This is a genomic window from Sphingobium sp. Z007 (genome assembly GCF_900013425.1).
Lineage (GTDB): Bacteria > Pseudomonadota > Alphaproteobacteria > Sphingomonadales > Sphingomonadaceae > Sphingobium.
Window position 1 is genome coordinate 2,726,949 of sequence record NZ_FBXK01000005.1, and the last position, 21,697, is coordinate 2,748,645.

At 64.2% G+C, this 21,697-nt stretch carries 21 protein-coding genes; 15 read left to right on the forward strand and 6 right to left on the reverse strand.

Going from position 1 to position 21,697, the window contains the following annotated elements; translation table 11 throughout:
- Window positions 1-40: 40 nt before the first annotated feature.
- From CEQ44_RS21170 to rhmD, 3 genes are read right to left on the reverse strand one after another with little or no spacing between them, the layout of a single operon-like run.
- The gene (locus CEQ44_RS21170; RefSeq protein WP_088184867.1) at window positions 41-790 is read right to left on the reverse strand and encodes an SDR family NAD(P)-dependent oxidoreductase; all 750 of its coding nucleotides are present in this window, start codon (window positions 788-790) and stop codon (window positions 41-43) included.
- Window positions 787-1,644 carry a fumarylacetoacetate hydrolase family protein gene (locus CEQ44_RS21175; RefSeq protein ID WP_088184866.1) on the reverse strand — a complete coding sequence of 286 codons (858 nt, stop codon included), beginning with the start codon at window positions 1,642-1,644 and terminating at the stop codon, window positions 787-789. The genes CEQ44_RS21170 and CEQ44_RS21175 overlap by 4 nt, the downstream gene beginning before the upstream one ends.
- A 26-nt stretch (window positions 1,645-1,670) precedes the next feature.
- Window positions 1,671-2,855 carry an L-rhamnonate dehydratase gene (gene rhmD / locus CEQ44_RS21180; protein WP_088184908.1) on the reverse strand — a complete coding sequence of 395 codons (1,185 nt, stop codon included), beginning with the start codon at window positions 2,853-2,855 and terminating at the stop codon, window positions 1,671-1,673.
- Window positions 2,856-3,044: 189 nt separating this feature from the next.
- On the opposite strand from rhmD, the gene CEQ44_RS21185 reads away from it, so the two are divergent.
- The 11 genes from CEQ44_RS21185 (at window position 3,045) to CEQ44_RS21235 (ending at window position 12,934) form a co-directional block, all read left to right on the forward strand.
- Window positions 3,045-3,884, forward strand: a complete 840-nt coding sequence (locus CEQ44_RS21185; protein WP_088184865.1) for an IclR family transcriptional regulator — start codon at window positions 3,045-3,047, stop codon at window positions 3,882-3,884.
- Window positions 3,885-3,906: 22 nt separating this feature from the next.
- Window positions 3,907-4,671 (forward strand): SDR family NAD(P)-dependent oxidoreductase, encoded by a 765-nt coding sequence (locus tag CEQ44_RS21190; protein ID WP_088184864.1) that lies wholly within the window; start codon window positions 3,907-3,909, stop codon window positions 4,669-4,671.
- Window positions 4,672-4,704: 33 nt separating this feature from the next.
- Entirely contained in the window at window positions 4,705-5,685 is a 981-nt protein-coding gene (locus CEQ44_RS21195) for an alpha/beta hydrolase (RefSeq protein ID WP_088184863.1), read from the forward strand.
- Window positions 5,682-6,437: a (Fe-S)-binding protein gene (locus CEQ44_RS21200; RefSeq protein WP_088184862.1), complete on the forward strand. Its 756-nt coding sequence runs from the start codon at window positions 5,682-5,684 to the stop codon at window positions 6,435-6,437. The genes CEQ44_RS21195 and CEQ44_RS21200 overlap by 4 nt, the downstream gene beginning before the upstream one ends.
- The gene (locus tag CEQ44_RS21205; RefSeq protein WP_088184861.1) at window positions 6,434-7,828 is read left to right on the forward strand and encodes a lactate utilization protein B; all 1,395 of its coding nucleotides are present in this window, start codon (window positions 6,434-6,436) and stop codon (window positions 7,826-7,828) included. Before CEQ44_RS21200 ends, CEQ44_RS21205 begins: the two co-directional genes overlap by 4 nt.
- Window positions 7,825-8,433, forward strand: coding sequence for an LUD domain-containing protein (locus CEQ44_RS21210; RefSeq protein WP_088184860.1), 609 nt, complete (start codon window positions 7,825-7,827; stop codon window positions 8,431-8,433). Before CEQ44_RS21205 ends, CEQ44_RS21210 begins: the two co-directional genes overlap by 4 nt.
- Before the next feature lie 99 nt (window positions 8,434-8,532).
- Window positions 8,533-9,372 carry a 5-dehydro-4-deoxy-D-glucuronate isomerase gene (kduI, locus tag CEQ44_RS21215; protein WP_088184859.1) on the forward strand — a complete coding sequence of 280 codons (840 nt, stop codon included), beginning with the start codon at window positions 8,533-8,535 and terminating at the stop codon, window positions 9,370-9,372.
- A gap of 100 nt (window positions 9,373-9,472) precedes the next feature.
- Window positions 9,473-10,228, forward strand: coding sequence for a 2-dehydro-3-deoxy-D-gluconate 5-dehydrogenase KduD (gene kduD / locus CEQ44_RS21220; protein ID WP_088184858.1), 756 nt, complete (start codon window positions 9,473-9,475; stop codon window positions 10,226-10,228).
- Window positions 10,229-10,323: 95 nt separating this feature from the next.
- Window positions 10,324-11,529 (forward strand): glycosyl hydrolase 53 family protein, encoded by a 1,206-nt coding sequence (locus CEQ44_RS21225; RefSeq protein ID WP_088184857.1) that lies wholly within the window; start codon window positions 10,324-10,326, stop codon window positions 11,527-11,529.
- 32 nt (window positions 11,530-11,561) lie between these two features.
- Window positions 11,562-12,470: a glycoside hydrolase family 43 protein gene (locus tag CEQ44_RS21230; protein WP_256960053.1), complete on the forward strand. Its 909-nt coding sequence runs from the start codon at window positions 11,562-11,564 to the stop codon at window positions 12,468-12,470.
- 203 nt (window positions 12,471-12,673) lie between these two features.
- Window positions 12,674-12,934 carry a hypothetical protein gene (locus tag CEQ44_RS21235; protein ID WP_088184855.1) on the forward strand — a complete coding sequence of 87 codons (261 nt, stop codon included), beginning with the start codon at window positions 12,674-12,676 and terminating at the stop codon, window positions 12,932-12,934.
- Between the two features lie 71 nt (window positions 12,935-13,005).
- On the opposite strand, the gene CEQ44_RS21240 is transcribed toward CEQ44_RS21235, so the two are convergent.
- Window positions 13,006-13,614, reverse strand: coding sequence for a hypothetical protein (locus CEQ44_RS21240; RefSeq protein WP_088184854.1), 609 nt, complete (start codon window positions 13,612-13,614; stop codon window positions 13,006-13,008).
- 70 nt (window positions 13,615-13,684) lie between these two features.
- Window positions 13,685-14,962: a phosphoribosylamine--glycine ligase gene (gene purD / locus CEQ44_RS21245; protein WP_088184907.1), complete on the reverse strand. Its 1,278-nt coding sequence runs from the start codon at window positions 14,960-14,962 to the stop codon at window positions 13,685-13,687.
- 7 nt (window positions 14,963-14,969) lie between these two features.
- Here purD and xseA point away from each other — a divergent pair, with 7 nt between their 5' ends.
- Genes xseA through CEQ44_RS21260 form a run of 3 tightly spaced genes read left to right on the forward strand, consistent with a single transcriptional unit; the run spans window position 14,970 to window position 17,547 of the window.
- Window positions 14,970-16,463: an exodeoxyribonuclease VII large subunit gene (gene xseA, locus CEQ44_RS21250; RefSeq protein ID WP_088184906.1), complete on the forward strand. Its 1,494-nt coding sequence runs from the start codon at window positions 14,970-14,972 to the stop codon at window positions 16,461-16,463.
- Window positions 16,464-16,486: 23 nt separating this feature from the next.
- A complete protein-coding gene (locus CEQ44_RS21255; RefSeq protein WP_088184853.1) occupies window positions 16,487-16,699 on the forward strand; it encodes a DUF2093 domain-containing protein in 213 nt (70 codons plus the stop codon).
- Window positions 16,696-17,547 carry a M23 family metallopeptidase gene (locus CEQ44_RS21260; RefSeq protein WP_088184852.1) on the forward strand — a complete coding sequence of 284 codons (852 nt, stop codon included), beginning with the start codon at window positions 16,696-16,698 and terminating at the stop codon, window positions 17,545-17,547. The genes CEQ44_RS21255 and CEQ44_RS21260 overlap by 4 nt, the downstream gene beginning before the upstream one ends.
- 2 nt (window positions 17,548-17,549) lie before the next feature.
- Here CEQ44_RS21260 and CEQ44_RS21265 read toward each other — a convergent pair whose 3' ends face one another.
- Window positions 17,550-18,107, reverse strand: coding sequence for a hypothetical protein (locus CEQ44_RS21265; protein WP_254913788.1), 558 nt, complete (start codon window positions 18,105-18,107; stop codon window positions 17,550-17,552).
- A 396-nt stretch (window positions 18,108-18,503) separates the two neighbouring features.
- Here CEQ44_RS21265 and CEQ44_RS21270 point away from each other — a divergent pair, with 396 nt between their 5' ends.
- Window positions 18,504-21,668, forward strand: coding sequence for a TonB-dependent receptor domain-containing protein (locus CEQ44_RS21270; RefSeq protein WP_088201826.1), 3,165 nt, complete (start codon window positions 18,504-18,506; stop codon window positions 21,666-21,668).
- The last annotated feature ends 29 nt before the right edge of the window (window positions 21,669-21,697 follow it).

Genomic DNA, 21,697 nt, shown 5'->3' on the forward strand with positions numbered 1-21,697 from the left:
GTCGGCTTTTGACGGTCGGTCGCGCCGCGCAACTTTTGGCTTAGAAGGTGGTGCGGCCGCCTGACGTGTCGAAGGTCGATGCGGTGGTGAAGCTGCATTCCTCGCTGGCCATGAAGCAGACCATCGCGGCCGATTCGCTGATCTCCCCCAGCCGGCCCATCGGGATTTTCGAGCGCATATAGTCGACCTGGCTCTGGGGAAGTTGCGCCAGGATCGGGCTTTCGAAGGTGGCAGGGGTCAGCGCATTGGCGATCACGCCCTTGCCGGCCAGTTCCTTGCCCAAGCTCTTGGTGAAGCCGATCACGCCGGCCTTGCTTGCGGAATAGGCGGATGCATTGGGATTGCCTTCCTTGCCCGCCACGGAGGCCAGATTGACGATCCGGCCGTAGCCATTTTCCAGAAGGAAGGGCGCGACTTCCCGGTTGCAGTAGAAAAGGCCATTCAAATTGATGTCGATGACACGCTGGAAACTGTCGACCGGATAGTCCCAGACGGTCGCGGTCGCACCGGTGATGCCGGCCGAGCAGATGAGGATATCGACCTTGCCGAGAGCCGCGGCGGTTGCCTTCGCTGCGGCGGCCACGGCGGCGTAATCGCTGACGTCGAGTGCGACCACATGGACCGCGCCGATTTCATCGCGGGTCTCGGCGAGCGCGTCGGGATTGAGATCCCACAGCGCCACCTTGCCCCCTTCGGCGACGATCCGCGCGGCGACCTGCTTGCCCAGCCCCGACGCGCCGCCGGTGATGATCGCGTTGCGGCCCGCGAAACGGCCTGCATAGACGCTCATCCGAGGACCACGTCGCCCAGGTGACGCCATGCCGACACCTGCTGCGTCTGGACGCCGAGCTTGGCTATGCCCAGTTCCATGACGTCGCCAGGCTTGAGGTAGATGGCGTCGGGCTTCTTGCCTTCACCCACGCCGGGCGGCGTGCCGGTAATCATCAGGTCGCCCGGATAGAGGGTGACATATTCGCTGACATAGGCAATCAGCTGGGCGACGGTGAAGATCATCGTCCTCGTGTTGCCGGTCTGCATCCGCTGACCGTTGACGTCGAGATACATGTCCAGATCCTGTGGGTCGCCGATTTCATCCGGCGTCACCAGCCAGGGGCCGACCGGGCAGAAGGTGTCATGGCCCTTGCCCTTGCTCCACTGGCTACCGCGCTGCTTCTGGTTGAAGCGTTCCGACACGTCGTTGACCAGCGTGTAACCCGCGACTTTGGACAGCGCCTCTTCCTCGCTGACGTATCGGCAGGTTTCGCCGATGATGACGCCCAGTTCGACTTCCCAATCGCCATGGGTCGAATTTTTGGGCAACACGACTTCATCGTTCGGGCCGTTCAGCGACGATAGAGCCTTCATGAACATGACCGGTTCGGTCGGGATCGGCAGGTTGGATTCAATCGCATGATCCTCGTAATTGAGGCCGATCGCGACGATCTTGCCGATGCCCTTGACCGGCACGCCGTAGCGCGGTTCGCCCTCAACGACGGGCAGCGACGCGATGTCGGCAGCCTTGGCGGCGGCCAGCGTTGCGACGGTCAGTTCGGGGACGATGCCCGACAGGTCACGCAACTTGCCATCGCTGTCGATGACGCCGGGCTTTTCGTGGCCGGGCTGGCCGAAACGAACGAATTTCATGGGATCAGTCTCTCTTTTGCGAACAATCAATGGGTATAGGGGCGATGCATCGCGATGTCGGGGTTGAGATCGACGCCGAAGCCGGGCTTGTCGAGCGCGGTCACCTTCATGCGGCCATTTTCCGGCACCGGTTCGCCCAGCAATTGGGGATGGAACATCGGCACCACTTCGGTCGGCCCCGGATGCATCATCAGAAATTCGGCGAAGGGCGAATTGTGGCGGGTGATGACGAAATGATAGCTGTAGACCGATGAACCATGCGGCACGACCATCTTGCCATGAGCATCGGCCAGCGCACTGATCTTGAGCAATTCGGTCACGCCACCGCACCAGCCGACATCGGGCTGGATGATGTCGCAGCAATCCATTTCCAGCAGCATGCGAAAGCCCCAGCGGGTCGCCTCATGCTCGCCGGTGGTGACAAGCATGCCCTTGGGCACGTTGCGCTTCAGGGCGGCATAGCCCCAATAATCGTCGGGGCTGATCGCTTCCTCGATCCATTTGAGGCCAAGGTCGTGCGCAGCGATGGCGAGGCGGGTGGCATAGTCGACGTCGAGCGCCATCCAGCAATCCCACATCAGCCAGAAATCCGGGCCGACCTTTTCCCGCATGTCCGCCAGTTCGGCGATATTCTTCTTCAAGCCCTCGACGCCTTCGGCCGGACCATGGTGCAGCGCCATTTTGCCGCCGATAAAGCCAAATTCCTTCGCCTTGTCGGGCCGCGCGCCGGTGGCGTAGAATTGCAGCTCGTCGCGCACCGCGCCGCCCAGCAGATGATAGACCGGTTCCTGCCGCAATTTGCCGAGCAAGTCCCATAGCGCCAGATCGACGCCGGATATGGCGTTCACGACCAGGCCCTTGCGCCCATAATATTGGGTCGAGAAATACATCTGGTCCCAGATTTTCTCATAATCCGTGGGCGCGCGGCCTTCGAGGAAGCGGGCGAGATGCTTTTCGACGATATAGGCGGCCGGTTCGCCGCCCGTTGTGACAGCAAAACCGACAGTTCCGTCCTCCGCCTCGATCTCCACGACCAGAGTGCCCAGCACGTTGATGCCGAAGCTCTGGCGCGACTGGCGATATTCGGGATATTTCGACATCGGCGTCGCAATGTGATCGTCGATCCAGTGGCCTTCGCCCTGGTCATGATAATCCGCCCCGCCCCCACGCACGGTGAAGGCGCGAACATGCTTGATCTTAGGCAAGGTCACGATCGGCACGCACACACTCCCTGAACCATGCCGATGCCCAAGATGTGAAAGCAGTCGGCGAAAATTTCCAATATATGGTCAAACCGCCGATGGCGGCCGAGTATCGGGGAGGTGGCGTGATCGGAACAATCACGGCCGGCCTCTCCTTCACCCTTGTTTTTCTCATTTTGTGGGATAGAGTATTATTAGATGAGACAGAAAACGTCAAACCCAGAATCGGATGCGCCGGAAAATTCGGGGCGAGAGGAGAAGAAGGCGGGCGGGTCGCAGACTTTGCAGCGCGGACTGGACCTGCTCGACCAGGTGATCGACGGCCCGATCAAGCTGGCCGACCTGTCGGAACGGATGAGGCTGACCCGATCGACCACGCATCGGCTGGCCAACGCCATGGTGGAGCGCGGTTTCCTGACTTTCCTGCCGCGCGAGGGCTATCAACTGGGGCCAAAGCTGCTCCAGCTGGGGTTTCTGGCGCAGAGCCAGGCCGATGTCGTGCAGATTGCCCGGCCGCATCTGGAGGCGCTGGCAGCCGCCAGCGAGGATGTGGTGCATCTGGGCCGGCTTGACGGCGACCAAGCGCTGTATCTCGACAAGATTCCCGGCCGCCGCCGCGTCGAGATCAGCAGCCGGATCGGCGATCGCCACCCGCTGACCTCAACGGGTCTTGGCAAGGCGCTGCTGATCGATGACCCGGAAGCCAATTGGCGGCGGCTGTTCGACGCGGATCAGGCCGCAGGCACCCACCAGCAGGAGTATGACGGCTGGCTGGCGCGGATGCGCGGCTATGCCGCCGCTGGCCGGGCGTTCGACCTGGAAGAAAATGAAGACCAGATACGCTGTGTCGCCGCGCCAATCCGCGATGCGTCGGGCGCGATCGTCGCCGCCATCAGCCTGTCGAGCGCGGCCCAATATATGGACGATGAGCGCATGGCGGCGCTGAGCGACGATGTTCGCGCCGCCACACACAAGGTCAGCGCCGACCTGGGCTGGACCCCCGGCGTCAAGTCCCCCCGCCGCCCGGTGCGGCGATAACCATCGAAGGAAAGCCGATCCCATGAAGCTGCTTGAAGGCAAGACCGTCCTTATCACCGGCGCATCGACTGGCATCGGCCGCGCCGCCGCCATCGGCGCGGCGCAACATGGCGCCGATGTCGTTATCAACTATGCGAACAGCGATGGGCCGGCCGCCAGCTGCGTGGCCGAGATCGAGGCGCTGGGCCAGCGCGCCATCGCCGTGAAGGGCGATGTCGCCGACCCGCAGACTGCGCAGGATTTCGTGGCCAAGGCGGTCGAGGCCTTCGGCAAGGTCGACGTCATGGTGAGCAATGCGGGCATCTGCCCCTTCCACGCCTTTCTCGACATGCCGGTCGATGTGGTCGAGCGGACCTTCAAGGTGAACCTGCACGGCGCCTATTTCATAGTGCAGGCCGCCGCGCAGCAGATGGTGAAACAGGGGCATGGCGGATCGATCGTCGCCGTCTCCTCCATCTCCGCGCTGGTCGGCGGGGAGTATCAGACGCACTACACGCCCACGAAAGCAGGGGTCCATTCGCTGATGCAGTCTACCGCGATCGCACTGGGCAAGCATGGCATACGCTGCAACAGCGTGCTGCCCGGCACGATCCTGACCGAGATCAACAAGGATGATCTGGCCGACGCGGAGAAGCGCCAATATATGGAAAAGCGGGTGCCGCTGGGGCGGCTCGGCGCGCCGGAAGACCTAGCCGGGCCGATCATATTCCTGGCGTCGGACATGGCCGCCTATGTCACCGGCGCGGCGCTGCTGGTCGATGGCGGCATGTATGTGAATCTGCAATAGGCGCGCCACGGCGCTGCTGGAAGGCCACCGTCCATGAACCCGATCGACCGCCGCACCCTGATCGCTGGCACCGTGGCCAGCGCCGCATTGGCTGGCCCGGCGCTGGGCCAGACGACCATGACTGGCCCGTTCCCGCTGCCGGCGGGGTTCGAGCGCTTCCCGATCTGGCCGGGCCAGGCGCCGGGCGGCGAGACAGTCCATGTGCAGGAGGTGGAGACGCTGCGCCGGCCTGACAGCCGCCCGGACGATGGCGTCTTCGCCCATGTCGTGACGCCGACCCTGACGCTGCTGCGCCCGGCGAAACCCAATGGCGCGGCGATATTGCTGATCCCCGGCGGCGGTTATAGTCGGGTCGCGATCGGGCATGAGGGCTATAATGTGGCGCGGCGTTTCGCGGCTGCGGGCTATGTGTGTTTTGCGCTGCTCTACCGCCTGCCCGGCGACGGCTGGGCGGCGGGGCCTGACGCGCCGTTGCAGGACGCCCAGCGCGCACTGCGACTGGTGCGGGCGCTGGGCGGTCGTGAGCGGTTCGACGCGAACCGGGTTGGGGTGATGGGCTTTTCGGCGGGCGGACATCTGGCCGCCTGGCTCACCAGCCGCGCGCCGGAGGAAAGCTACAGGCCTGTCGATTCCGCCGATCGAGAGCCGATCAACGCGGCGGTTGCGGCCTATCTCTATCCCGTCATCCAGATGGAGGGCCCGTTCGTGCATCAGGGATCGCGCGCGCAGTTGCTGGGCGCTGATCCGACGGTCGAACAGATGCGCGCCTATTCGCTCGACCAGCATGTCAGCGCGGATACGCCGCCGGTTTTCCTGGCCCATGCGATCGATGATCCCGCCGTGCCGGTCGAAAACAGCCTGGTGATGCTAGCGGCGCTGCGCGCGCGCAAGATTCCGGTGGAATGCCATTTGTTCGAAGATGGCGGCCATGGCTTTGGTCTGGTCGCCCCGCCCGCCGCGCCCGCGCCCTGGCCGGAGTTGTTCCTCGATTTTGCGAAGCGCCACGGACTATGAGCAAGACTGTCGCCTTGTTCGTCACGTGCCTGGTCGATTTGATGCGCCCGCGCATCGGCTTTGCCGCGATCCGCGCGCTGGAGGCGGCGGGATGCGACGTGATCGTGCCGGAAGGACAGACCTGCTGCGGCCAGCCTGCGCTTAACAGCGGGGACCGGGACCATGCGGCGGTGCTGGCGAAGCAGACGATCGCGGCGCTGGAGCCTTATGAAGCGGTGGTCGTGCCGTCGGGGTCGTGCGCGGGAACGATCCGCTGCCATTATCCCGAAATCTTCGCGGATGACCCCGAATGGCTGCCGCGCGCGCAGGTCGTGGCCGCCAAGACGTTCGAGATCATGGCCTATCTGGACCAGGTGTGCGGGTGGAAACCGGAAGGCGTTACGCTGGACGCCACCGCCACCTATCATGACAGTTGTTCGGGCCTGCGCGAACTGGGGATCAAGGCGCAGCCGCGTCGATTGCTCAAGAGCATCGATGGCCTGACCTTCGCGCCCTTGGCGGGCGAGGAGACATGCTGCGGCTTTGGCGGCACCTTCTGCGTCAAGTATCCCGCCATTTCCAACGCGATCGTCGGCGAGAAGGCCGACGCGATCGACGCTACGGGCGCAGACGTGCTGCTGGCGGGGGACCTGGGCTGTTTGATGAACATGGCGGGCAAGCTGCATCGGAAGGGCAGCAAGGTGCGCGCCTATCATGCGATCGAACTGATCGCCGGGATGGGCGATGGCCCGGCGATCGGGGAAGAGGCATGAGCGGCTTCACGGAGCGCGTCGACGCCGCACTGGCCGACCCGATCCTCAAGATCGCGGTCGAACGCACAGCGGGGACGGCAGAGGCCAAGCGCAGCATCGCCATCGACGCCTTCCCCGATTTCGAGGCGGCGCGGACCCGCGCCGCGGCGATCAAGGATCATGTGATCGCGCATCTGGGCCCTTATCTGGAACAGTTCGAGGCCAATGCCATTGCGGCCGGGGCCAAGGTCCATTGGGCGAGCACGGCGGACGAGGCCTGCGCAATCGTCATCGCCATCTGCAAGGCGGCGGGCGCGCGGAGCGTCGCGCGGTCCAAATCGATGCTGGGCGAGGAGATCGGCCTGCCTCATGCGCTGGCGGAAGCGGGGATCGGCCGGGTGGAGACGGACCTGGCCGAACATATCATCCAGTTGGCGGACGAACGGCCGTCGCACATCATATGGCCCGCCATGCACAAGACGCGCGAACAGGTGTCGGCGCTGTTCAAGGCGAAGCATCGCTCACCCCATCAGGAGGAGACGATCGCCGCCATGGCCGAAAGTGCGCGGCGGGAATTGCGCACGCAGATGCTGGCCGCGGATGTCGGCATATCGGGCGCGAATTTCCTGATTGCGGATACAGGCGCGGTCTGCACCGTCACCAATGAGGGCAATGCCGAATTGTCGCTGGTGCCGCCCCGCGTCCATATCGTGACCGCGGGGATCGAGAAGATCGTGCCGTCGATGCCGCACGCCATCCATATGCTGCGGATGCTGGCGCGATCGGCCACCGGCGCGGCGCTGACCCAATATACGACCTTCTATACCGGGCCGAAGCGCGCAGGCGATCACGACGGGCCGGAAGAGATGCATATCGTCCTGGTCGACAATGGCCGCACCAAGATGCGCGAAGAGGGGCTGGCCGAGATGCTGCGCTGCATCCGCTGCGGCGCATGCATGAATCACTGCGTCGTGTTTCGGCAGATTGGCGGTCATGCCTATGGCGGCACCTATCCGGGGCCGATGGGCGCGGTTTTGACGCCGGTGCTGGACGGGCTGGCGCCCAATCGCGACCTGGCGCACGCCTGCACCCTCAACGGCAAGTGCCAGGAGGTGTGTCCGGTGCGCATCCCTCTCCCCACCCTGCTCAAGGGCTGGCGCGAGAAAAGCTGGCGCGAGGGGCTGGAGCCGACGTCGATGCGCTGGGGGCTGGGCCTGTGGGCCTGGGTCGCGACGCGGCCGCGCCTTTATCGGCTGGGGACCGGCATCGCCGTGCGGGTGCTGCGGCTGCTGGGGACGAAAGGGTGGATCGCAAGCCTGCCACTGGCAGGCGGCTGGACGCGCCATCGCGACATGCCCAAGCCCGCCGCGCAGACCTTCATGGCGCAATATAAGAAGGCGCGCCGCCCATGAGCGCCCGTGACGCCATCCTCGCCCGGTTGAAGGGAACGGCGCCAGACCGAGCCGAGGCCGATGCGCTGCTGGTCGCGCCGGAGCGTCCGGCGGTGAACGAAGCGGCGCTGGAGGCGGAATTTCTCTCCCGACTCGCCCTGCCCAGCGTCAATGCCAGCCATGACGTGATTGCGACCATGGCGGACCTGCCGGCCGCCGTCGCCCGCTATCTGGCGGGACAGGGTGAAGCGCTTACGCTCTGCCTACCCGCCGATCCGCGCCTGACAGCCTGCGACTGGCGCGGCTTCACCCTCCACGACAGCGCCGCGGCCGACGAAGCCGCTGCCCTCGCCATCGCGCGCAAAGGGATCGCCGAGACCGGGTCGCTGATCTTCGAGACCGGCCCGACCGCGCCGATGCTGCCCAATTTCCTGGCGCTGCATCATATCGTGCTGCTGGCCGTCCGCGACATCGCACCCTATCTGGAGGACGCGCCATGGGACGGTGCGCAACCCCGCGCCCATTATTGGATCACCGGCGTATCGGGGACGACGGATATCGAGGGCACCTATGTGCGCGGCGCGCATGGTCCGCGCTTCCTGCATGTCATCCTCTTGCGCGATTGACCGCATGTCGGACCATCATTCCACATTCAGGGAATAAGGACTTACTTTTGTATCTCTGGCCGCTATAAGGAGACAAAATCGCTGCGATGGAGTCCTTAGATGTTCGACAAAACCTATTATGCGACGCACCCGGACATGATGGAGTGCGTGTCGAACGAGGAACTGCGCGACCGCTATCTGATCGGCGGGCTGTTCCGCGACGGGGAATGCGTGCTGAATTATACCCATGCCGAACGGTTCGTGATCGGCGGGGTGGCGGTGGCCAATGCGCCGGTGACGCTGCCGGTGCAGAGCGAACCGGCGTCGGCGGCGGGCCATCCCTTCCTGGAGCGGCGCGAGCTGGCGATCGTCAATGTGAGCGGCGTCGAAGGCACGGTCACCGTCGATGGCGAAATCTTCACGCTGGGCAACAAGGATTGTCTCTACGTCACCATGGGGGCGAAGGACGTGGTCTTTGCAGGCGCGGGCGCGCGCTATTATCTGGCCTCCTGCCCGGCGCACAAGGCGTTCACCACCCGCAAGCTGGGGATCGCCGACGCCAATGCGCTGGAGCGCGGCAGCCTGGAGGAATCGAACGAGCGGACCATCTTCCAACTGGTCATCCCCGGCGTGTGCGACAGCGCGCAACTGGTCATGGGCCTGACCGTGCTCAAGCCCGGTTCGGTGTGGAACACCATGCCCCCGCACATCCATGAGCGGCGCAGCGAGATCTACTTCTATTTCGAGCTGGACGGCCCGGCCGACCGCGTCTTCCACTATATGGGTGAGGGCGACGCGATGCGCCACATCGTCATGGGCAATGAGGAAGCGGTCATTTCCCCACCCTGGTCGATCCATATGGGGACGGGCACCAAGGCCTATGCCTTCATCTGGGCGATGGCCGGCGAGAACCAGGATTATACCGACATGAATGTGCTGGATATCTGCCAGCTGGCGTAAGCCCCACAGCAATGGCCCGTTCGTGTCGAGCGAAGTCGAGACACGGCGCGCGGCGTCATGACAGGTTTCTCGACTTCGCTCGAAACGAACGGATCATAGTGTGACAAACCCCTTCGACCTCGCCGGCAAAGTCGCCATCGTCACCGGCGCGAATACCGGCATCGGCCAGGCGATCGCGCTGGCGCTGGCCGCGGCAGGCGCGGACATCGCTGCGGTGGGACGCACCCCGGCGGAGGAGACCGTCGCCCAGATACGCGCGCTAGGCCGCCGGGCCGAATTCGTGTCGGCCGACCTGTCGAGCATCGAGCCGGTGCAGCGCGTGGTCGACGAGACGGTCGCGGCGCTGGGCGGGCTCGATATCCTCGTCAACAATGCCGGGATCATCCGCCGCGCCGACAGCGTGGACTTTACCGAGGCGGACTGGGACGCGGTGATCGACACCAACCTCAAGAGCGTCTTCTTCCTGTCCCAGGCCGCCGGTCGCCACATGCTGGCACAGGGCAGCGGCAAGATCATCAACATCGCGTCTCTGCTGTCCTTCCAGGGCGGCATTCGCGTGCCCAGCTACACCGCGTCCAAGAGCGGCGTCGCGGGGCTGACCAAGCTGCTGGCGAACGAATGGGCGGCCAAGGGCGTCAATGTGAACGCCATCGCGCCGGGCTATATCGCCACCAACAATACCGCCGCGCTCCAGGCGGACGCGACGCGCAACCGCCAGATCCAGGAGCGCATCCCGGCCGGGCGCTGGGGCGCGGCGAGCGATATCGGCGGAGCGGCGGTGTTCCTGGCGTCCAGCGCGGCGAGTTATGTTCACGGACATGTGCTGCCGGTCGATGGCGGCTGGCTGGCGCGCTGAGGGAAGCGTGGCGCGCGGTTGAGATTGCGGAACTAGGCTCCTGCCTGCGCAGGAGCAAGAGGAGGGCAAACCCTCCCCACCATAGAGGAGGATCGATGCCTGACAGACGAACATTGCTGCGGTCCGCCGGCCTTGCCGGGCTGGGTCTGGCTTGGCCGGCGCAGGCGACCCGGCGCAGCGGCGCGCGGCCAGGCCCCTATCTGATCGGCGCGGATATCAGCTGGATTCCCGAAGATGAAGCCGCGGGCGCGCGCTATTTCGTGGACGGGGTGCCGAAAGACCCGATAATTTTGCTGCGCGACGCGGGTTTCAATGCGATCCGGTTGCGTATCTTCGTCGATCCGGCGAAGGGCTATGCGAAACGCGAGCCAGACAAGGCCTGGGCTGGCCTCGCTCAGACGATCAAGCTGGGGCGGCGCATCAAGGACGCCGGCCTCTATCTGGTCCTGAGCTTCCATTATAGCGACATATGGGCCGACCCGGAGCATCAGGGCGTGCCGGCGGCCTGGGCGGGCTATGACCTTTCCCTGCTGGCCAGGGCGGTCGACGCCCACACCCATGACACGCTGGTCGCGATGCGCGCGGCCGGTGCGCCGGTCGACATGGCGGTGATCGGCAATGAAACGACCTTCGGCATCCTGTGGCCCCAGGGCCGGGTGACATTATCCACCCCTACCGGTAATCCGGTCACCGACGCCAATCATGCCAAGGTGGGCGAGGTCGGCGGGTTCGACGCCTTCGCGCAATTGCTGCGCGCCGGGATCGCCGGGGCGCGGCGGGCCGAACCGGCGATCCTGATCCAGTTGCACAATCATCTGGGCCGCCACTGGCCGATCGTGCGCGAATGGACCGATGCGCTGATCGCGCGGCAGGTGGATTTCGATGTCATCGGCTTTTCCTGCTACCAGCAGCGGGCGCAAGGCGACTGGGCGGCGACCTTTGCGCAATTCGTCAGACGCTACCCCGACAAGGGGCTGCTGGTCGCGGAATATTCCAGCCGCAAACGCTATATCAACGATCTGGTCCATGCCTTGCCCGGCAAACAGGGCTGGGGCGCCTTCATATGGGAGCCGACCCGGCATCAGGAGGCGATTTTCGATCAGGATGGTCACAATGCCGGCGAAGGGGCCAAGCCCGACCTGATTTCCCAAGGTTTGAACAGTGCCGAAGCGCCTGGCGGCCTGGCGGGCACGACGGCGACGCCAAAGCCGGAACCGACCGGTCCGATGGGCCATGGCGGCGATTATGTCGCAAACCCGCTGCTCGACCTGTATCGACAGATGGCGAAGGCGTATCGGTGAGGCGTCGGGATTTTGCCCTTGGCCTTGGCGCAATGGCGCTCACCGGTTGCACCACCCCGCGTGAAGGCAGGCGCGACGACCCGCTGGTCTTCGCCTATTTCACCACCGGCAAGGCGGGCGAGGCGGACGGGCTGAAGCTCGCCGTCAGCGACGATGGCTTCGCCTTCCGCACGCTGGCGGGCGGGCGCAGCCTGCTGGTCCCGGCAGTGGGCGAGAAGAAGTTGTTGCGCGACCCCTTCCTCTTCCAGGACGGACGGACCTATCATCTGCTGTGGACTACCGCCTGGGAAGGCGTGACGATCGGCCATGCAACCAGCGACGACCTGGTCCACTGGTCGGCGCAAAGGGCCATAGCGGTGATGGCGGACGTGCCCGGCACACGCAATTGCTGGGCGCCGGAGGCGATCCGCGACCCGCGCACGGGCCGGTATGCAATTATCTGGTCGAGCACCGTCACCGGCCGTTTCACGCAAACCGCCGGCACGTCCGAGTCGGCCTATAATCATCGGCTCTGGCACAGCAGCACGGCGGATTTTGGGACCTTCGCCCCGGCGCGGCCGCTCTACGACCCCGGTTTCAGCGTGATCGACGGGACGTTCGCGCAAGGTCCTGAGGGTGGCCTATGGCTGATCGTGAAGGACGAGACCGTCGATCCGCCGCGCAAATGGCTGCAGGTCGCGAAGGGCGACAGCCCCACCGGCCCCTTCGGCCCGCTGTCCCCGCCCTTTTCGCCCGCCTGGGTCGAGGGGCCAATGACGGCCCGCATCGGCGACGCGCTGATTTGCTATTATGATGTGTATAAGGAGGGCCGCTGGGGCGCGGCGATGACCCGCGACATGATGCGGTGGACCGATGTCAGCGCCCGGTTGGCCATGCCTGCGGGCGCTCGCCATGGATCATTGCTGCGCGTCCCGCGCGCCCTGGTAGATGCGATCGTTTGAGTCAATTTGCCCATAGCGTGAAATTTTTGCTGATAAGTTGGCTCAAATCCCAACCTATGGAGATATTGCAGACAACGCATTATGTTATTCGCCGCAAAAATCCCGCTTCTCTGCGCTTTTCGGGAATTGGCACGCCCCCTGCAATGTCGTTGGCATGATCCAGCAAGGATCACCAACCACATGTTCAGGGAAGGACAATCCTCATGAAGACCATCGCTTTCGCCGCCGCCATCGTCGCCGCCACACTGGCCGTATCGGCCGCCAGCACCCCCGCTTTCGCCGAGCCGCAAGGCAGCTTCGGCAAGGCCAAGGTGACCTACGATCAGAAGAACGACCGCTATTGCTTTCGCGAAACGGTGAGCGGATCGCTCGCGCCCATGATCCGCTGCCGCTCGAAAGCGCAGTGGGCGCAGGCCGGCCTGACCATCACGCACAAGGCATCGGTGCAGCTGGCCCAGCGCTGATGCGTCCTGTCCCCCGGCCATGGCGCGCCATTACGCGTCATGGCGGGCGGGTGGACGGACATTCTTAGCCCTTATAATTTCCCATATTTCGCTTCGAAGCCAGCAATGTCGCCGGCGGCGAGATATCTGGCCTGATCGACCCATTGGTCGCGCACCGGTCGGCCCTTGAAATTCCCCAGCTTCGCATCGATGGCGGCGATGTCCGCATCGCCCCAGGCGGCAATCTGGGCATAGCGGGTGACGCCCAGTTCGATCAGCAACGTCTTGAGTTTGGGACCAACGCCCTTGAGACGCAGCAGGTCGTCAAGCTCATCTGAGATCGCCGCAATGGCGGGTGAAGCGGGAATGGGCTGCGGCGCGGGGGCGGGTTCCGCCACGGGTTCCGGCGCAGGCGTCGGTTCTGCGACCGGTTCGATGGGCGTGACCGGCGCAACGGGTTCGACCGCCGCGATCGGCTCCACAGGCGCGACAGGCGCGACCACCACCGGAGACACCGCGACCGGCGCGGCGATGATCGGATCGACGAAGGGTGTCGGTGCAGGGGGGGGCGAGGCGACCGGAACGGACGGTTCGACCGGTTCTTCCGCTTTGCGCCTGCCCGACAGCAGGAAGACCAGCGCGATGACGACCAGCAATGCGACCAACAGCCACAGTCCATAGTCCATGAAGAATTCCTGCATCGCGCTTCGTCTCCCTGCCAAATCCTGACGCTATTTAAGGATGCTTTGCCGCGCGCCGCAAGGGCGCGGTCTATTGCGCTTCGCGCGCGACCGCCCGCCAGCCGATATCGCGGCGGCAGAAGCCGGTCGGGAAATCGAGCGCATCCACGGCGGCATAGGCCGCCGCCTGCGCCGCGCCGACCGTGTCTGCGGTGGCGGTGACGTTGAGGACGCGCCCGCCATTGGCGACCAGCACGCCGTTTTTCTCTGCCGTGCCGGCGTGGAAAATCTTTGCGCCGCCCCGTTCCGCCGCTTCGATGCCGCCGATCGCGCCGCCCTTCTCCGGCGTGCCGGGATAGCCTTTGGCCGCCATGACGATGGTGAGCGCGGTGCGATCCGCCAGTCGTACTGGTCCCTGCTCCGCCAACGTCCCTTGCGCCACGGCCAGCAGCAGGTCGACCAGATCACCGTCGAAGCGCGTCATCAGCACCTGACATTCGGGATCGCCGAACCGGGCATTATATTCGATCAGCTTGGGGCCGTCCGCCGTCAGCATCAGGCCGGCATAAAGGACGCCGGAATAGGCCGTCCCTTCCGCCGCCATGGTATCGACAGTCGGGCGGATGATCGTTTCGATCACCTGGGCCTCCAGTTCCGGGGTCAGCACCCGCGCCGGGCTATAGGCGCCCATGCCGCCGGTATTGGGGCCGCTATCGCCGTCCCCTACCCGCTTGTGATCCTGCGCGGAACCGAAGGGCAGGATCGCGCGGCCATCGGTCAGCACGAAGAAGCTCGCCTCCTCCCCGGTCATGAACTCTTCCAGCACCACTTCCTCGCCCGCCGCGCCGAACGCGCCGGAGAACATGGTGTCGAGCGCCTCAAACGCTTCGTCGCGGGTTTCAGCGATGATGACGCCCTTGCCCGCGGCCAGGCCATCCGCCTTGATGACGACCGGCAGGGCGAAATCATCGAGCGCGGCCAGCGCGCCATCCTTGCTGGTGACGCGGACATAGGCGGCGGTGGGGATGTTGGCGCGCTGGCACAGATCCTTGGTGAAGCCCTTCGACCCTTCCAGTTGCGCGGCCTTCCTGTTGGGGCCGAACACCGGCACGCCGATCGTGCGCAGATTGTCGGCCAGGCCATCGACCAGCGGCGCTTCCGGCCCGATCACCACCAGACCGATCGAATGGCGGACGCAAAAATCAAGAACCGCGCGATGATCCGTCGCGTCGAGGTCGACCAATGTCGCATGCTCGGCTATGCCCGGATTGCCCGGCGCGGCGTAGAGCGTATCAAGCCGGGGCGATTGCGCCAGCTTCCACGCCAGCGCATGTTCGCGGCCGCCGCCGCCAAGCAGAAGGATGTTCATGTCGCCCATGTCCCCGGATTTCGATGCCTATGACAGTTCGGGCCGCCTGTTAGCGGAGGAACGCGCAGGGGACAACGCGCCGCCGCTCAGCGTCAGCGAATTGTCGGGGATGCTCAAGCGCACGGTCGAGGACCGGTTCGGCCATGTGCGGCTGCGCGGTGAGATTTCAGGGTTCAAGCGGGCGGCGTCGGGGCATCTCTACCTGGCGCTGAAGGACGAAAATGCGGTGCTGGATGGGGTGATGTGGAAGGGCGGCGCGCAGCGGTTGGCCTTTTCCCCGCAGGACGGGGTTGAGGTGATCGCGACGGGCAAGCTGACCACCTATCCCGGTCGGTCGAAATATCAGATCGTGATCGAGCGGATGGAATTGGCGGGCGAAGGCGCGCTGATGGCGCTGCTGGAGAAGCTCAAGGCCAAACTGGCGGGCGAAGGCTTGTTCGCCGTCGAGCGCAAGAAGCCCCTGCCCTTCCTGCCGCGCACCATCGGCGTCGTTACGTCGCCGACCGGGGCGGTGATCCGGGACATTCTTCACCGGCTGGCCGATCGCTGCCCGACCAATGTGCTGGTCTGGCCGGTGCTGGTGCAGGGCCAGGGCGCGGCCGAGCAGGTGGCGCGGGCGGTGCGCGGATTCAGCGCGATGGACGGCAGCGGGCCGGTGCCGCGGCCGGACCTGGTGATCGTGGCGCGCGGCGGCGGGTCGATCGAGGATCTGTGGAGCTTCAACGAGGAGATCGTGGTGCGGGCGGTCGCAGACTGCACCATCCCGATCATATCGGCGGTGGGGCATGAGACGGACACGACGCTGTGCGACTATGCCGCCGACCGGCGTGCGCCCACGCCGACCGCCGCGGCGGAGATGGCCGTGCCGGTGCGCGCAGAATTGCTGGCGGGCCTGACCGAGATGGGCCTGCGGGCCGGGCGCGCGGTGCGGCGCGGCGCGGCGCAGGCGCGGGAACGGCTGGAGATGCAGGCGCGCCTGATGCCCACGCCCGACATGCTGCTCAGCCCCCAGCGGCAGCGGCTGGATGAGGCCAGTGCCCGGCTCAATCGCGGGTTGAGCCACCGGCTTGTAGTGGCGCGCGCGCATCTCAATGAAGCGGGCGGCGCGTTGCGACCCGCCTTGTTGCGCCAGCATGTCCAGCGCGCGGGCGAACGGCTCGACCGGCTGACGCTGCGCCCCGACTATCTGCAACGCGCTTTGTCCGATCGCGCCATCGCCTTCGACCGGGTGTCGCGCCATTTCGCCTCGCTTGATCCTGATCGGCCGCTGCAAAAGGGCTATGCGCGGGTGATGGCGCAGGGGCGTCTGGTGCAATCAGTGGCGGCGGCGCAGGCGGCGGGCCATGTGACGCTGCATTTCAAAGACGGCACGGTGGAGGCCGCGATCGGCGACGCGGCGCCGCTTGAGAAGCGCCCGCCGGTCGCTATATCCCCTGCACCGCGCCCCGCCCGCAAGCCGCGCGAGGCAGACGCAACGCCGCAACAGGACTTGTTTTCCTGATGCGGCGCAGAAAGGCCTGACCCATGTTGATGTCCAACCGCGACCGGATCGCCCGGCTCCATTATATGCCCTATAGTTTCCGCGTGTTGCAGGCGGGCGACCATGTCCTGTGCGCCGTGACCGGGCAGAAAATCGCGTTGGAGGATCTGCGTTACTGGAGCATCGCACGGCAGGAGCCCTATGCCAGCGCCCAGGCGTCGGTCGAGGCGGAGTTGAAGGCCCGCGGCGCGCGATGAGGCGGATCGGCATCGCCCTGCTCTTGGCTTTCGCGGGAACGGCGGTGGCGCAGCCCAGCCCTCGTCCCGCAGCAGGGCGAACCGATTTTCAACTCACCGGCACGGCGACGCAGGGCGGCACGCTGGTCGGTATCGCGCCCGCCGGGACGGTCGCACTCAAGCTGGACACGCAACTGGTGCCGGTGGACGCTGACGGCCGTTTTTTGATCGCCTTCGATCGCGACGCTGCGCCAAATGCGCGCCTTATCGCCCGCTTGCCAGACGGGCGAACGGTCGAGCGCATGTTGACTGTTAGCCCCCGCGCCTGGCGGATCGAACGGATCGACGCGCCGATGCGGCCGTCCAAGAGCACCCAGGCGTTCCTGGCGCTGCGCAAGCCGGAACTGGAGGCGATCGCCGCCGCGCGGGAGACGGTGACGGACGCGCAGGGTTGGCGGCAGCGTTTCATTTGGCCGCGGATCGGGCGGATATCGGGATTGTTCGGGTCGCAACGCGTCTATCAGGGCACGCGCGGTGCCTATCATGGCGGCGTCGATGTGGCGGGCGGAACCGGCGTGCCCGTCGTCGCGCCGGCGGACGGCATGGTGATCCTGGCCGCCGCGGACAAGCCCTTCACGCTGGAAGGGCATTTGCTGATGATCGACCATGGCCATGGTCTTAACAGCGCCTTCCTGCACCTATCGCGGATCGACGTGCAGGTCGGTGACGCTGTGACGCAAGGGCAACGCATCGGCGCGATCGGCGCAACCGGGCGCGCCACCGGGCCGCATCTCCATTGGGGAATGAAGTGGAACGAGGCGCGGATCGACCCTATGCTCGTGGCCGGACCGATGCCGAACGGACTGTAAGGTCAGCTGATCCGCTTCATCCGTACGGCCCGACCGCCTTCGACTTTGCCCATGAAGCTCCCCATCGCGGCCCGTTTCAGCTCGATCTTCTGCCCCGGCTTGGGATCACGCCCGGTCACCGCTTCGGTCGTCATCCATTGCGCGCCGTCTTCCAGGCCGATCTGCCATTTTCCATAGCCCAGGCTGCGGACCGACGCGATCGTGGCGTCGATATGGGTGACGCCTTCTGCCTGCGGCTTGTCGCCGTCATCATCACCACCGCCCAGGAACGGCAGTTTGGGGAAGGAGAAGCCGAACAGCGTCTTGCGCGTCTTGTTGAGTTCGCTCTTGTCGAGCACGACCACTTCGTCGCGTTGGGCGGCGGCGTCCATCGCGCCGACCTGCTGGTCGAAACAGGCCAGGCGCGCCGCATTATCCGATATGGCGCGACACTGGAGCAGGTTGGTGAAGATTTCCGGCCGAGGCTGCTGCTTGGGCGCGGCCTGCGCCTGTCCGATGACCAGATGACCGGCCACAAGACACAGGGATAGCGCCAATATCCTGTTGCGCCTGCCGTTCATATCCGCTCTTCCTTCATCGAACCGTCCGATGCGCATTAGCATGCACCCGTAAAAGATGACGTCAATATGACAGTCACTCTCTATCCCGGCGCACAACCGCGCCACAATCGGCAGGTTGCGCCGCAGCATGGTGCATGATTGCTACATGGCATCGTAACTTCATGTAATTATCTTGCAATACAGGCGTAAAACAGCGGGCGTCAATGCTTGTTGCATTTATGATACAGCCGCTTCCAAAAGCGGCGTCCGTCCTTTTCCCCGGCTTTACAGCGCCCTGAACCCCGCGCAGTTTCGCGGCCATCCATATGGGGGGATCGCTGTCGGGCACCATATCCCTCCGTACGGGCCACATCTGTGGCAGGCTATCTGCCAAACTCCAGAGCAAGGGACTGGACCGTGAAAACATTTTCGAAGAGGGCACTATTGCGTGCCAGCGCCGCACCGGCGATTCTGGGCGCGTCGCTGATCGCGACGGCTGCGTTCGCACAGGACGCACCGCAGACGGCGGAAGCCGACGCAGGCGACACCATCATCGTCACCGGATCGCTGATCAAGAATCCGAACCTGGCGCGTTCGACCCCGGTCACCGCCACAACGGCCGACCAGATCGAACTGAAGCAGAACAACACCGCAGAAGATATTCTGCGTGAAATTCCGGGCATCGTCCCCAGCATCGGTTCGGCCGTCAACAACGGCAACGGCGGCGCGTCGTTCGTCAACCTGCGCGGCCTTGGCGAAAACCGCAATATCGTGCTGCTGGATGGCAACCGCCTTGTGCCGGCCGGCCTCGACGGCATCTTCGATCTTAACAACGTCCCTGTCGAACGTGTCGACGTGCTGACCGGCGGTGCATCGACCACCTATGGCGCGGATGCCATTTCAGGTGTCGTCAACTTTGTCCTCAAGTCGGATTTCGCCGGCTTGGAAGGCAATGTATCGAACCAGATCACCGAAGATGGTGACGGCAACTATTTCCGTGCCGACGTGACAATTGGCGCAAATTTTGACGACGGTCGCGGCAACGTGGTGTTCTCCGTCGGCTATCAGCAGTCCGATCCAGTATATCAGGGCAGCCGTTCCTTCTCGCGCGATCAGGTTGATTCTTACAGCGTTGGCGGCTCCGGCACTGCCACTCCGTCGCGCTTCGGCGGTATCAGCACCACGGGTCGTGATGCCATCACCGCTGGTTGCAACGACGCGTCGCCAGATTTGGCTAACCCTGTTGCTTGCGTAACCAATGCGCAAGGGACGCGCCAGGTCACGGCCGACGGCACTGGTTTCCGCCCGACATCAGCTTTCGATTCGTTCAACTTCAACCCTTACAACGTATTCCAGACGCCGTTCGAACGGTTCAATATGTTCGGGTCGGCACGGTACGAAGTCAGCGATGCCGTTGAAGTCTACACGCGCGGCATCTTCTCTAAGAATACCGTTAAGACGATCATCGCGCCGTCCGGTGCGTTCGGCATCGCCGTCAATGTCCCGCTCAGCAACCCGTACCTGACGGCTGCCCAGCGCAATGCCTTCTGCGCATTCGACGTCAATCCTGGCGTTGGATACCAGGCGCGCTTCAGCCAAGCCGAATGCGATGCGGCCGCTCTGGCCACCAACCCCAACGACGCGGCCTATCGTGAAGTCGGCGCTGGCGGTTTCACCCCCTTCGATATCAATGGTGACGGCGTCCTGGGCACGGATGACGATGGCAATGTGACCGAAGGGTACAACCCCAATCCGCAAGCTACGCTGAACCGTCGTTCCACCGAACTTGGTCCCCGTGTTTCGGAGTTCACCACCACATTTTTTGACTATAAGATCGGCTTCCGCGGCGGTATCACCGACTCGATCGATTGGGATGTGTCGGGTTCTTACGGCGAGAGCGAGCAGATCCAAACTCAGAAGGGCTATTGGCTGAACAGCCGGGTCCGTCAGGCGTTGCTGTCCACCAGCACCGGCGAATGTCTCGATACGTCGAACGGATGCGTTCCGTTGAACGCTTTTGGACGTGACGGCTCGATCACGTCTGCCATGAACGCTTTCCTAAATGCCAACAGCCAAGTGACAACCAAGACGTCGCTGGCGCAGGCGAAAGCCCTGATCAATGGTGACGTCGGCGTAGCATCGCCGTTCGCTAGCGATGCGATTGCGTTCGCAATTGGTGGCGAATATCGGAAATATCAGGCGTCGCAGGAATCCGATCTCCTTTCGCAGTCCGGTGATCTGGGCGGCGCAGGGGGTGCGGCTCCGAACATCACCGGTGCCTACGACGTATATGAAGCCTTTGGCGAACTGGTCCTGCCTTTGGTTCAGGACAAGCCCTTCTTCCAGGACCTGACCCTGGAAGCCGGTATTCGCTACTCGGACTACAGCGTTCAGGGCGGCGCTGGCTACAATACGACCACGTGGAAGGTCGGCGGTAGCTGGACTCCGGTTGACGCCATCAAGTTCCGTGGCGGTTATAACCGTGCGGTTCGTGCGCCAAATATCGCTGAACTGTTCGCGCCGCTCAACACGCTGTTGACCAATCTTGGCGTTGACCCCTGCGCGGGATCAGCACCGGTGGGCAACGCAAATCTGGCAGCTATCTGCTTGGCTCAGGGCGCTCCGGCGTCGGCTATCGGTGCGATCACCAACGATCCTTCGGGCCAGGTCAACTACACCGGCGGCGGCAACCTTTCCGTTGGGCCGGAAACGTCGAACAGCTACACCGCTGGCGTCGTATTGCAGCCTTCGTTTATTCCTGGCTTCTCGGCCACGGCGGACTATTACAACATCAAGATCAAGGGAGCGATCACCTCGCCTACACCTGGCGACGCCATCGCAAACTGCTTCGGAAACATCACGGGTGCCAGCGCAAGCGATCCTGCCTGTACCGTTATCCGTCGTAACCCGGTTACCGGCGAACTATTCGGTGAAGCCGCAACCACCCCTGGTCTGTTCCTGCCGCTGTCCAATCTGGGTCGACTATCGACCGACGGCGTCGATTTCTCGGTCAATTACAACCGGGATATCGGCTTTGCCAAGTTGGGCCTGAGCCTGACCGGCAACTGGACCAACAGCCAGAAGTTCCAGGCAACGCCAACGTCGCTCAATCGTGAGTGCGCCGGATATTATTCGGTCAACTGCGCATCGATCCAGCCCAAGTGGCAGTTCTCGCAGCGCACGACGCTCGGCTTTGAAAGCTTCGATATTTCGCTGCTGTGGCGCTATATCGACACGGTCAAGTTCGAACCCCAGCAGCTGGCGGATGACATCGCTTCTGCCAACGCAACCTTCGCGGCAAGCGGTGATTGCGGCGATGCGGCTGGTGCCGATCCTGACGGTTGTGTGGTCGATCCGCAGTTCCGCAAGATCAAGGCTGAGCATTATTTCGATCTGACTGGCCGTTTCATGGTCAGCGACACGGTGACATTCACTCTGACCGTGCAGAACATGATGAACAACAAGCCCAAGGTAGTCGGAAATACGCTCGGCTCGACGACGTACAACAGCGGCAACGTCTATCCGTCGACCTACGACGCGCTGGGCCGCCGTTATGCCGCTTCGGTGAAGTTCCGCTTCTGATCCTGCGATCAGGCATGAAAAAGGGAGGG